This window comes from Streptomyces sp. NPDC026575, from assembly GCF_055567415.1.
Window position 1 is genome coordinate 1 of sequence record NZ_JBVHQM010000009.1, and the last position, 12458, is coordinate 12458.

The 12458-nt window shown below is 71.9% G+C and carries 10 protein-coding genes; all 10 read left to right on the forward strand.

Features of this window, described 5'->3' with window-relative positions; genetic code table 11:
* A partial coding sequence (locus ACZ4NB_RS14265) for an ABC transporter ATP-binding protein (RefSeq protein WP_467661285.1) occupies window positions 1-336 on the forward strand: 336 nt, incomplete at its 5' end.
* 449 nt (window positions 337-785) lie between these two features.
* Window positions 786-1688, forward strand: a complete 903-nt coding sequence (hpnC, locus tag ACZ4NB_RS14270) for a squalene synthase HpnC (protein ID WP_467661716.1) — start codon at window positions 786-788, stop codon at window positions 1686-1688.
* Complete coding sequence (hpnD, locus tag ACZ4NB_RS14275; protein ID WP_467661287.1) at window positions 1685-2638, forward strand: presqualene diphosphate synthase HpnD; 954 nt, start codon at window positions 1685-1687, stop codon at window positions 2636-2638. The genes hpnC and hpnD overlap by 4 nt, the downstream gene beginning before the upstream one ends.
* Before the next feature lie 100 nt (window positions 2639-2738).
* Window positions 2739-4166, forward strand: a complete 1428-nt coding sequence (gene hpnE / locus ACZ4NB_RS14280; protein WP_467661288.1) for a hydroxysqualene dehydroxylase HpnE — start codon at window positions 2739-2741, stop codon at window positions 4164-4166.
* 53 nt (window positions 4167-4219) lie between these two features.
* On the forward strand, window positions 4220-5284 hold the full coding sequence (locus tag ACZ4NB_RS14285; protein ID WP_467661290.1) for a polyprenyl synthetase family protein: 1065 nt from the start codon (window positions 4220-4222) through the stop codon (window positions 5282-5284).
* Window positions 5285-5391: 107 nt separating this feature from the next.
* Window positions 5392-7410 (forward strand): squalene--hopene cyclase, encoded by a 2019-nt coding sequence (gene shc / locus ACZ4NB_RS14290; protein ID WP_467661292.1) that lies wholly within the window; start codon window positions 5392-5394, stop codon window positions 7408-7410.
* Entirely contained in the window at window positions 7410-8075 is a 666-nt protein-coding gene (locus tag ACZ4NB_RS14295; protein WP_467661294.1) for a phosphorylase family protein, read from the forward strand. The genes shc and ACZ4NB_RS14295 overlap by 1 nt, the downstream gene beginning before the upstream one ends.
* A 5-nt stretch (window positions 8076-8080) precedes the next feature.
* The gene (gene hpnH, locus ACZ4NB_RS14300) at window positions 8081-9106 is read left to right on the forward strand and encodes an adenosyl-hopene transferase HpnH (protein WP_467661296.1); all 1026 of its coding nucleotides are present in this window, start codon (window positions 8081-8083) and stop codon (window positions 9104-9106) included.
* Window positions 9107-9181: 75 nt separating this feature from the next.
* Window positions 9182-11062, forward strand: coding sequence for a 1-deoxy-D-xylulose-5-phosphate synthase (gene dxs / locus ACZ4NB_RS14305; protein ID WP_467661297.1), 1881 nt, complete (start codon window positions 9182-9184; stop codon window positions 11060-11062).
* Window positions 11059-12441: an aspartate aminotransferase family protein gene (locus ACZ4NB_RS14310; protein WP_467661299.1), complete on the forward strand. Its 1383-nt coding sequence runs from the start codon at window positions 11059-11061 to the stop codon at window positions 12439-12441. The genes dxs and ACZ4NB_RS14310 overlap by 4 nt, the downstream gene beginning before the upstream one ends.
* The last annotated feature ends 17 nt before the right edge of the window (window positions 12442-12458 follow it).

Genomic DNA, 12458 nt, shown 5'->3' on the forward strand with positions numbered 1-12458 from the left:
ATCAACGAGAAGGGCGACTTCATCTCGCTGCCGATGCGCACCTACTCCTCCGGTATGGCCGCCCGGCTGCGGTTCTCCATCGCCGCCGCCAAGGACCACGACGTGCTGATGATCGACGAGGCCCTGGCCACCGGCGACCGCGCCTTCCAAAAGCGCTCCGAGGCCCGCATCCGCGAGCTGCGCAAGGAAGCCGGCACGGTCTTCCTGGTCAGCCACAACAACAAGTCCATCCGCGACACCTGCGACCGGGTCCTGTGGCTGGAACGCGGCGAACTGCTGATGGACGGCCCCACCGACGAGGTCATCAAGGCGTACGAGAAGGAAACGGGCAAGTAGCCCCACTCGCACCGGAAGGCCCCCGCGCGTCCGCCTCGCGGGGGCCTTCGGCGTGAGGTGAGGGCCAACTCGTGCTGCGCCGGGGTGAGTTCGGGCAAAGTGGAGGCCGGCCGGATCGCCATCCAAGGGCTCGGTACCCGCGCGGACCTGTACGAGAGGCACGGCGTAAGCTGTACGGGTACCGAACAGCACAAGTGGTATAGGTCGGGCGATGCTCACCTAAAAGGGTGACGATGGCTCGATCAGGGCGCGTCGCGGGGTGCGGCGTGTCCGAAATGGGATGTTTTAGCTTGGCGGTGTAGAACGGGAGACGTGACGGCAATGGCTACTGGTTCGCTCCGGCACCGAAATGCGCCGGGCAGCCCCCGGTGAGCCGAGACAACGAGCGGGCGCGTCGCGCCTTCGTCGGAAGGGTGGCGACGGGTGACGGGCGGGACCAGACGCGCACCGTGCTCGATCAGGCCGCACACGAGAACTTCCCGGTCGCGCCGTTCTTCCTGCCCCGCGTCTGGCGGGCCGATCTGATGGCCGTCTACGGCTTCGCGCGGCTCGTCGACGACATCGGCGACGGCGATCTCGCGCCCGGCGGCGGCGACGCCGTACTCCTCGGCCTCGACCGCGCCCAGGCCGGGGGCACCTCCCGCTCCGGCGAAGCCGAGAGTGGCGGAGACCGGCACGCGCTGCTGGACGCCCTGGAGGCGGATCTGCACCGCGTCTTCAGCGACCGCGCGCCCGGCCCCAAGCACCCGCTGATGCGCCGCCTGGGCCCGACCGTCCGCCGCTGCGAGCTGACCCCCGAGCCCTTCCTCGACCTGATCGAGGCCAACCGCCAGGACCAGCGGGTGAGCCGCTACGCCACCTACGACGACCTGGTGGCCTACTGCGAGCTGTCGGCCAACCCCGTCGGCCGGCTCGTCCTCGGCATCACCGGTACGTCCAGCCCCGAGCGGATCCGCCGTTCCGACGCGGTCTGCACCGCCCTGCAGATCGTCGAGCACGTCCAGGACGTGGCCGAGGACCTCGGGCGCGACCGCGTCTACCTCCCCGCCGAGGACATGAAACGCTTCGGCGTCACCGAGGCCGATCTGGCCGCCCCGAGCGGGGGCGCATCGGTGCGCGCACTGATCGCGTTCGAAGCCGAACGCGCCCGTGACCTGCTGAATGAAGGCACCGCGCTGGTGGGTAGCGTCCACGGCAGACTCAAGCTGCTGCTGGCCGGATTCGTGGCCGGCGGACGCGCCGCACTCCAGGCGGTGGCGGCCGCCGAACACGACGTACTCCCTGGACCGCCCAAGCCGACCAAGCTCAGCCTGATGCGCGAGCTTGCGGCCGTACTGCGAAGAGAGGGGTGAGCCGGACCGTGGAGGCAACCGCACACGCGTCCGCGCCGGTGCTCGCTGCGTACCGCTACTGCGAGGCCGTCACCGGTCAGCAGGCGCGCAACTTCGCCTACGGCATCCGGCTGCTGCCGACCGACCGGCGGCAGGCCATGTCGGCGCTCTACGCCTTCTCCCGCCGGGTCGACGACATCGGCGACGGCAATCTGGAGACCACCGCCAAGCAGCAACGCCTGGAGGACACCCGGGCGCTGCTGGCCCGCATCAAGAACGGCCTGGTCGACGAGGACGACACCGATCCGGTGGCCGTCGCGCTCGCCGACGCCGCCGCGCGCTTCCCCATCCCGCTCGACGCGCTGGACGAGCTGATCGACGGTGTGCTGGCGGATGTGCGCGGCGAGACCTACGAGACCTGGGAGGACCTCCGGGTCTACTGCCGCTGTGTCGCCGGAGCCATCGGCCGGCTCTCGCTCGGCGTGTTCGGCACGGTGCCGGGTGCGCCGGACGCCGAGCGCGCCCCCGAGTACGCCGACACGCTCGGTCTCGCCCTCCAACTGACCAACATTCTCAGGGACGTTCGCGAGGACGCCGGCAACGGCCGTACGTACCTGCCCGCCGAGGACCTCGCCAAGTTCGGCTGCTCGGCCGGGTTCGCCGGTCCCGTCCCGCCGCCCGGCTCCGACTTCGCCGGCCTGGTGCACTTCGAGGTGAAGCGGGCCCGCGCGCTGTTCGCCGAGGGCTTCCGGCTGCTGCCGATGCTCGACCGGCGCAGCGGCGCCTGTGTGGCCGCGATGGCCGGCATCTACCACCGCCTGCTCACCCGGATCGCGTCGGACCCCGAAGCGGTGCTGCGCGGCCGGGTGTCGCTGCCCGGCCGGGAGAAGGCGTTCGTCGCGGTGCGCGGGCTGTCCGGGCTCGACGCGCGGGCGATCGGGCGCCGGCAGGCCGTCCGGAGGCGTGGATGATGCGCCGGGCCGCGAACGACAGCGGTGACCCCGCGCCAGCGCGGCGGGCAACCCTCCCCGAGGCGACTGCGTCCATGACACACGTACGGGGGGAGGCCACATGACATCGCACGCCACCGCCGCGGTCGTCATCGGGGGCGGCCTCGCGGGCACGACCGCGGCGCTCGCGCTGGCCGACGCGGGGCTGCGGGTCACCCTCGTCGAGGGCCGGCCCCGCCTGGGCGGCCTGGTCTTCTCCTTCCGGCGCGACGGCGCCGCCGGCGAGCTGAGCGTCGACAACGGCCAGCATGTCTATCTGCGCTGCTGCACCGCCTACAGCGGGCTGCTGGAGCGGATCGGGGCCACGCATCTGGTGCCCCTGCAGGACCGGATGGACGTACCGGTCCTGGACGCCGACCGGATGCGGCTCGGCCGGCTGCGCCGCACCGCCCTGCCGGTCCCGCTGCACCTCGCCAAGAGCCTCGCGGGCTATCCGCACCTGTCCCCGGTGGAGCGGGCCGGCGTCGTCCGCGCCACCCTCGCGCTCAAGGGCCTCGACCCCGCCGACCCGGCGCTGGACGGCGTCGACTTCGGCAGCTGGCTGCGCCGTTACGGCCAGTCGCCGCGCGCCGTCGAGGCGCTGTGGGACCTGGTCGGGATCGCCACCCTCAACGCCCGCGCCGCCGACGCCTCGATGGGCCTGGCCGCGAAGGTCTTCAAGACCGGGCTGCTGTCCGCCCCGGGCGCCGCCGACATCGGCTGGTCCCGCGTCCCGCTCGGCGACGTCCACGACGGCCTCGCCCGTACGGCCCTGGAGAAGGCCGGGGTGCGCCTCGCCCTGCGCACCCGCGCCGGGGCCCTGACGCGCACGGACGACGGCTGGCGGGTCTCGGTGGACAACGGCCCGCACGGCAGCGAGCAGCTCACCGCCGGCACCGTCGTCCTCGCCGTACCGCAGCGCGAGACCCACGCCCTGCTGCCCGACGGAGCACTGGCCGGCAAGGACCGCCTGCTGGACATCGGCACCGCCCCGATCCTCAACGTCCATGTGGTCTACGACCGCAAGGTGCTGCGCCGCCCCTTCTTCGCCGCGGTCGGCTCCCCGGTCCAGTGGGTCTTCGACCGTACAGAGGCATCCGGGCTGGCCGGCCCCTCCGAAGGGTCCGGGCAGCCCGACGGGGCCGGCTGCCAGTACCTGGCCCTCTCGCAGTCCGCCGCGCAGGAGGAGATCGACCAGCCGGTCGCCAAGCTCCGCGCCCGCTACCTGCCCGAACTGGAGCGGCTGCTGCCCGCCGCCCGCGGCGCCAGGATCCGCGACTTCTTCGTCACCCGCGAGCGCACCGCGACCTTCGCGCCCGCCCCGGGCGTCGGCAGGCTCCGCCCCGCCGCCCGCACCCAAGCCCCCGGCCTGTTCCTGGCCGGTGCGTGGACCGCCACCGGGTGGCCCGCGACCATGGAAAGCGCTGTCCGCAGCGGCACCGCCGCCGCCCGCGAAGCACTCACCGAACTCGGCTTCCCCCAGGGCCAGTTGCCTCAGGAGGCGGCATGACCACGAGTACCAGCGCTCCCACGAGCACGAGCATCGGAAACAGAGGAGAAACCGTGAATCCGGCTTCCCCAGCTATCGACACCGAGAGCGTCACCGCGCTGCTGGAGCGCGGACGGACGCTCGCCACTCCCGTGCTGCGTGCCGCCGTGGACCGGCTCGCTCCTCCCATGGACACCGTCGCCGCCTACCACTTCGGCTGGATCGACGCCGCGGGCAACCCCAGCTCGGGGGACAGCGGCAAGGCGGTGCGTCCCGCGCTGGCCCTGCTCTCGGCCGAGGCCGCCGGCGCGGCCCCCGAGGTCGGCATCCCCGGCGCGGTCGCCGTCGAGCTGGTGCACAACTTCTCGCTGCTGCACGACGACCTCATGGACGGCGACGAGCAGCGCCGGCACCGCGACACGGTGTGGAAGGTGCACGGCCCCGCGCAGGCCATCCTCGTCGGCGACGCGCTGTTCGCCCTCGCCAACGAAATACTGCTGGAGCTCGGCACGGTCGACGCCGGCCGCGCCACCCGGCGGCTCACCCTGGCCACCCGCAAGCTGATCGACGGCCAGGCGCAGGACATCTCCTACGAGCACCGCGAGCGGGTCACCGTCGAGGAGTGCCTGGAGATGGAGGGCAACAAGACCGGCGCGCTGCTGGCCTGCGCCGTCTCCATCGGTGCGGTCCTGGGCGGCGCCGACGACCACACCGCGGACACCCTGGAGAAGTACGGCTACCACCTCGGCCTCGCCTTCCAGGCCGTCGACGACGTACTCGGCATCTGGGGCGACCCGGAGGCCACCGGCAAGCGACCCTGGAGCGATCTGCGCCAGCGCAAGAAGTCGCTGCCGGTCGTCGCCGCGCTCGCCGCCGGGGGCCCGGCCTCCGAACGGCTGGCCCGGATCCTGGCGGCCGACGCCAAGAAGAGCGAGACCGAGATCGCCGACTTCACCGAGGAGGAGTTCGCCTCCCGCGCGGCCCTCATCGAGGAGGCCGGCGGCCGCGAGTGGACCTCCCAGGAGGCCCGCCGCCAGCACGCCACCGCGATCGCCGCGCTGGACGAGATCGAGATGCCGGAAAAGATCCGCGCACAGCTCGTCGCACTCGCCGACTTCGTCGTTGTACGAGAGAGATGATCACGCTTCGACACCGAATAGATCGCAGTCGCCGGCCGGTGCCATCCGGGCGCCGGCCGACGGAATCCCTGAGCACGCTTTGACAGTTCACTGCCGAAGGGGAAGCCATGACAGCGACGACCGACGGAAGCACCGGGGCGCTGCCGCCCCGGGGCCCCTCGGCCAGCGACACCACCGCTGAGACAACCGAACCGACCCACCGCACGGATACCGCCGTACTCCAGGACACGGCGGAGGCGGCCCGGCGCGCGACCGCCCGCGCCACCGACTACCTGCTGTCCGTCCAGGACCCCGCCGGATGGTGGAAGGGCGACCTCCAGACCAACGTCACGATGGACGCCGAGGACCTGATGCTCCGCCAGTTCCTGGGCATCCAGGACCCGAAGCTCACCGAGGCCGGGGCCCGCTACATCCGCGGTGAGCAGGGCGAGGACGGGACCTGGGCCACGTTCTACGGCGGGCCCGGCGAGCTCTCCGCCACCATCGAAGCCTATGTCGCCCTCCGGCTCGCCGGGGACGAGCCCGACGCGCCCCACATGGCCAGGGCCGCGGCCTGGATCCGCGCGCAGGGCGGTATCGCCGCCGCCCGGGTCTTCACCCGTATCTGGCTGGCGCTCTTCGGCTGGTGGAAGTGGGAGGACCTGCCCGAACTCCCGCCGGAACTCCTCTACTTCCCCAAGTGGTTCCCGCTCAACATCTATGACTTCGGGTGCTGGGCGCGGCAGACCATCGTGCCGCTGACCATCGTCTCGGCCAAGCGCCCGGTCCGCCCGGCGCCGTTCGCCCTCGACGAGCTGCACACCGACCCCGGCAACCCGAACCCGCCCCGGCCGCTCGCCCCCGCCACCAGCTGGGACGGCGTCTTCCAGCGCCTGGACAAGGCGCTGCACCTCTACCACAAGGTCGCCCCGCGCAAGCTGCGCGGCGCCGCGATGCGCTCCGCGGCCCGCTGGATCATCGAACGGCAGGAGAACGACGGCTGCTGGGGCGGCATCCAGCCCCCGGCCGTCTACTCGATCATCGCCCTGCACCTCCTCGGCTACGACCTCGACCACCCCGTGCTGCGCTCCGGCCTCGCGTCGCTGGACCGGTTCGCGGTCTGGCGCGAGGACGGCGCCCGGATGATCGAGGCATGCCAGTCCCCGGTCTGGGACACCTGCCTGGCCGCCATCGCTCTGGCCGACGCCGGACTGCCCGCCGACCACCCGCAGTTGGTCGCGGCCGCCGACTGGATGCTCGCCGAGCAGCTCGACCGGCCCGGCGACTGGAGCGTACGGCGGCCCCAACTCCCGTCCGGCGGCTGGGCGTTCGAGTTCGACAACGACAACTATCCGGACATCGACGACACCGCCGAGGTGGTGCTCGCGCTGCGCCGTATCGACCACCCCGACCCGCAGCGGGTCCAGGGCGCGGTGCGCCGCGCGGTGCGGTGGAACCTCGGCATGCAGTCCAGGAACGGGGGCTGGGGAGCGTTCGACGTCGACAACACCAGCCCGCTGCCCGACCGCCTGCCGTTCTGCGACTTCGGCGAGGTCATCGACCCGCCGTCGGCCGATGTCACCGCCCATGTCGTGGAGATGCTCGCCGACGTCGGCCGTACGCACGACCCGCGCACCCGCCGCGGGATCGCCTGGCTGCTGGCCGAGCAGGAGCCCAGCGGCGCCTGGTTCGGCCGCTGGGGCACCAACTACGTCTACGGCACCGGCTCGGTGCTCCCCGCGCTCGCCGCGGCCGGCATTCCCGCCGCGCACCCGGCGGTCCGCCGCGCCGTGCGCTGGCTGGAGCGGGTGCAGAACGACGACGGGGGCTGGGGCGAGGACCAGCGCTCGTACCAGGACAAGGAGCGGTGGGCCGGGCGCGGCGCCTCGACCGCCTCGCAGACCGCCTGGGCGCTGATGGCGCTGCTCGCGGCCGGCGAACGGGAGAGCGAGGCGGTCCGGCGCGGTGTGCGTTGGCTGATCGGCACCCAGCGCGAGGACGGCTCCTGGGACGAGCCGTACTTCACCGGCACCGGCTTCCCCTGGGACTTCTCCATCAACTACCACCTCTACCGCCAGGTCTTCCCGCTGACGGCTCTGGGCCGCTACCTCCACGGGGGACCGGCCGCCGCAGCAGTGGAGGTCTGATGCCGAGACGGCCCCCCGCGGACGCGGACCCGCCGCTGCTGATCGCCTGTGCGCTCGGCATCGAGAGGTTCGCGCTGCGCGGGGGAGCGGGCCGGCCGGCGGGGGAGGAGGCGCCGCGGCCGGTCGTGCTCCGTACGGGCATGGGCCCCCAGGCGGCCGAACGCGCCATCGCCGAGGCGCTGGGTGCGGACCCGGTGACCGCGCGTTCCCCCGTCGTCGCCAGCGGCTTCTGCGCCGGCCTCGCCCCCGGGATGCGCCCCGGGGACGTGGTCGTCGCCGAGGCCACCCGCGACCACCGGCCCGGCGCGCCGGACCTGCCCTGCCGCGACAACGGCCCGCTGTTGCGCGCGCTGCGGCAGCGCGGCCTGACCGTGCACAGCGGACTGCTGTGCGGCTCCGACCACGTCGTGCGCGGCGCGGAGCGGGCCGCGCTGCACGCCTCCGGGGCGCTCGCGGTGGACATGGAATCCGCCGCCACGCTCCGCGCGGCACAGCGAGCCGGCGGTCGTCCGGTTGCGGCCGTCCGGGTGGTCGTGGACGCTCCAGAACATGAACTCGTACGCATCGGCACCGTGCGCGGTGGAATATCAGCCTTCCGGGTGCTGCGCTCGGTACTTCCTGTTTTCTATGAATGGCACCGTTCTTTGCCGCTCCCCTGGAGGTGAGCCAGATGGCCATGCCGCTCCGACAGTCCATCAGGGTCGGGACCTATCTCTTTGAACAGAAGATGATTCGCCGGCGCGAGAAGTTCCCGCTGATCGTCGAACTCGAACCGCTCTTCGCGTGCAACCTCAAATGCGAGGGCTGCGGGAAGATCCAGCACCCCGCGGGGGTGCTCAAGCAGCGGATGCCGGTGGCGCAGGCGGTGGGCGCGGTACTGGAGTCCGGTGCGCCGATGGTCTCCATCGCCGGCGGCGAGCCGCTGATGCACCCGCAGATCGACGAGATCGTACGGCAGTTGGTGGCTCGCCGGAAGTATGTCTTCCTGTGCACCAACGCGATGCTGCTGCGCAAGAAGATGGACGAGTTCACCCCCTCGCCCTATTTCGCGTTCGCGGTGCACATCGACGGAATGCGTGAGCGGCACGACGAATCCGTCGCGAAGGAAGGCGTATTCGACGAGGCGGTGGCGGCCATCAAGGAGGCCAAGCGGCGCGGCTTCCGGGTCACCACCAATTCCACCTTCTTCAACACCGACACCCCGCAGACCATCATCGAGGTCCTCAACTTCCTCAATGATGACCTGAAGGTCGACGAGATGATGCTGTCGCCCGCCTACGCCTATGAAAAGGCCCCCGACCAGGAGCACTTCCTGGGCGTCGAGCAGACCCGGGAGCTGTTCAAGAAAGCCTTCGCCGGCGGCAACCGGCGCCGCTGGCGGCTCAACCACAGCCCGCTCTTCCTGGACTTCCTGGAGGGCAAGGCGGACTTCCCGTGCACGGCCTGGGCGATCCCCAACTACTCGCTGTTCGGCTGGCAGCGCCCGTGCTACCTGATGAGCGACGGCTACGTCCCGACGTACCGGGAGCTCATCGAGGAGACCGACTGGGAGAAGTACGGCCGCGGCAAGGACCCGCGCTGCGCCAACTGCATGGCGCACTGCGGCTACGAGCCGACGGCCGTCCTGGCCACCATGGGCTCCCTCAAGGAATCCCTCCGGGCGGCCAAGGAGACCGTCGCGGGCAACCGCGGATGACCCCATGAGCGGGGGAGCCCACGTCCTGGGGCTCCCCGCCACCACGGCCGGCCGAACGAGCAGAGGGGGACCCCTGTGACGATGCTGGAACACATCCGGGAACCGCGTGACCTCAAGGCGCTCCCCGAGGCGCGCCTGCCCGAACTCGCCGAGGAGATCCGGCACTTCCTCGTGCACGCCGTCGCCCGCACCGGCGGCCATCTGGGCCCCAACCTCGGGGTCGTCGAGCTGACCATCGCCCTCCACCGGGTCTTCGACTCGCCCGCCGACCGCATCCTGTGGGACACCGGCCACCAGTCCTACGTCCACAAGCTGCTCACCGGCCGTCAGGACTTCTCCAAACTGCGCGCCAAGGGCGGGCTCTCCGGCTACCCCTCCCGGGCCGAGTCCGACCACGACGTGATCGAGAACTCCCACGCCTCCACCGTCCTGGGATGGGCCGACGGCCTGGCCAAGGCCAACCAGGTGTGCGGCAGGGACGACCACGTGGTCGCCGTCATCGGTGACGGCGCGCTGACCGGCGGTATGGCTTGGGAGGCGCTCAACAACATCGCCGCGGCCAAGGACCGCCCGCTGATCATCGTCGTCAACGACAACGAGCGCTCCTACGCGCCGACCATCGGCGGCCTGGCCGACCATCTGGCCGCGCTGCGCACCACCGACGGCTACGAGAAGGTCCTGGCCTGGGGCAAGGACGTCCTCCAGCGCACCCCCGTCGTCGGGCAGCCGCTCTACGGGTCCCTGCACGGTGCCAAGAAGGGCTTCAAGGACGCCTTCGCACCCCAGGGCATGTTCGAGGACCTGGGCCTGAAGTACGTCGGACCGATCGACGGCCACGACATGGAGGCCCTGGAGTCCGCGCTGCAGCGCGCCAAGCGCTTCGGCGGCCCGGTCATCGTGCACTGCCTCACCGAGAAGGGCCGCGGCTACCAGCCGGCCCTGGAGGACGAGGCGGACCACTTCCACACCGTCGGCATGATGGACCCGCTGACCTGCGCGCCGGTCGCCCCGCCCGGCGCGCCCTCCTGGACGTCCGTCTTCGCCGACGAGATGCTCCGCATCGGCGCCGAGCGCGAGGACGTCGTGGCCGTCACGGCGGCCATGCTGCAGCCGGTGGGCCTGGGCAAGTTCGCCGAGGCGTTCCCGGACCGGGTCTGGGACGTGGGGATCGCCGAACAGCACGCCGCGGTCTCGGCCGCCGGGCTGGCCACCGGCGGACTGCATCCCGTCGTCGCGGTGTACGCCACCTTCCTCAACCGCGCCTTCGACCAGGTCCTCATGGACGTCGCCCTGCACAGGTGCGGGGTCACCTTCGTCCTGGACCGGGCCGGTGTCACCGGCACCGACGGCGCCTCGCACAACGGCATGTGGGACCTGTCGGTGCTGGGCGTCGTCCCGGGGCTGCGGATCGCCGCGCCGCGCGACGCCGACCAGCTCCGCGCCCAGCTGCGCGAGGCGCTGGAGGTGGACGACGCACCGACCGTGATCCGCTTCCCCAAGGAGGCGGTGGACGATCCGATCCCGGCCGTGGACCGGGTCGGCGGTGTCGACGTGCTGTACCGCACACCGCATCCGGACGTGCTGCTGGTCGCGGTCGGCGTGATGGCCCCGGTCTGTCTGCGGGTGGCCGAACTGCTCGCCGCGCGCGGCGTGGACGCGACCGTCGTCGACCCGCGCTGGGTCAAGCCGGTCGACGACGCCCTCCCCCGGCTCGCCGCGCGGCACGCGATGGTGGCGGTCGTCGAGGACAACAGCCGCACCGGCGGGGTCGGCTGGGCCGTCGGCCAGGCTCTGCGGGACGCCGACGTCGATGTGCCGCTGCGCACCTTCGGCCTGCCCGAGCAGTTCCTGCCGCACGCCCGGCGCGGGGAGCTGCTGGCCGACCTCGGCCTCACCCCGGCCGAGATCGCCGGCCGGATCAGCGCCGCGCTGGCCCGTAAGGAGAGCACCCCGTGACCGGTTTCGATCTGACCCGGCTGCTCGCCGAGCGCGGCGCCGAACGCTACGACCTGCACACCCGCCACCTCAACCACCAGCTCCCGCGGATGCTGCGCACCATCGGCTTCGACAAGGTCTACGAGCGAGCGCAGGGCGCGTACTTCTGGGACGCCGACGGCCAGGACTACCTGGACATGCTGGCCGGCTTCGGGGTGATGGGCCTGGGACGGCACCACCCCGTCGTCCGGCAGGCGCTGCACGACGTCCTGGACGCCCAGCTCCCCGACCTCACCCGCTTCGACTGCGCACCGCTGCCCGGACTGCTCGCCGAGAAGCTGCTGGCCCACGCGCCCCACCTGGACCGGGTCTTCTTCGGCAACAGCGGCACCGAAGCCGTCGAGACCGCCCTGAAGTTCGCCCGCTACGCCACCGGCAGACCGCGCGTCCTGTACTGCACCCACGCCTTCCACGGCCTGACCACCGGCGCGCTCTCCGTCAACGGCGAGGACGCCTTCCGCGACGGCTTCGCCCCGCTGCTGCCGGACACCGCCGTCGAGATGGGCGATCTGGCCGCGCTGGAACGCGAACTCAAGCGCGGTGACGTGGCCGGCTTCGTCGTCGAGCCCCTCCAGGGCAAGGGCGTCCACCCCGCCCCGCCCGGCTTCCTGCGCGCCGCACAGGAGCTGCTGCACCGCTACAAGGCGCTGCTGATCGCCGACGAGGTGCAGACCGGCCTGGGCCGCACCGGCGACTTCTTCGCCTACCAGCACGAGGACGGCGTCGAACCGGACCTGGTGTGCGTGGCCAAGGCGCTCTCCGGCGGCTATGTCCCGGTCGGTGCGACCCTCGGCAAGGACTGGATCTTCAAGAAGGTCTACTCGTCCATGGACCGGGTGCTGGTGCACTCCGCCAGCTTCGGCGCCAACGCCCAGGCGATGGCGGCGGGCCTGGCGGTGCTCACGGTGCTGGAGGACGAACAGCTCGTCGCCCACGCCCGGCACACCGGTGAGCTGCTGCGCTCCCGGCTCGCCGCGCTGGTCGGCGAGTACGAGCTGCTGCACGACGTACGCGGGCGCGGCCTGATGATCGGCATCGAGTTCGGCCGCCCCAGCTCGCTGGGCCTGCGCAGCCGCTGGACGATGCTGCAGGCGGCCCGCAAGGGCCTGTTCGCGCAGATGGTGGTGGTCCCGCTGCTGCAGCGGCACCGCATCCTGACCCAGGTCTCCGGCGACCATCTGGAGGTCATTAAGCTGATCCCGCCGCTGATCATCGGCGAGCCGGAAGTGGACCGCTTCGTCGAGGCGTTCCGGGCCGTTATGGACGACGCCCATGGCGGCGGCGGCCTGCTGTGGGACTTCGGGCGGACGCTGGTCAAACAGGCGGTCGCCCACCGCTGACGACGCTGGTGGGGGTG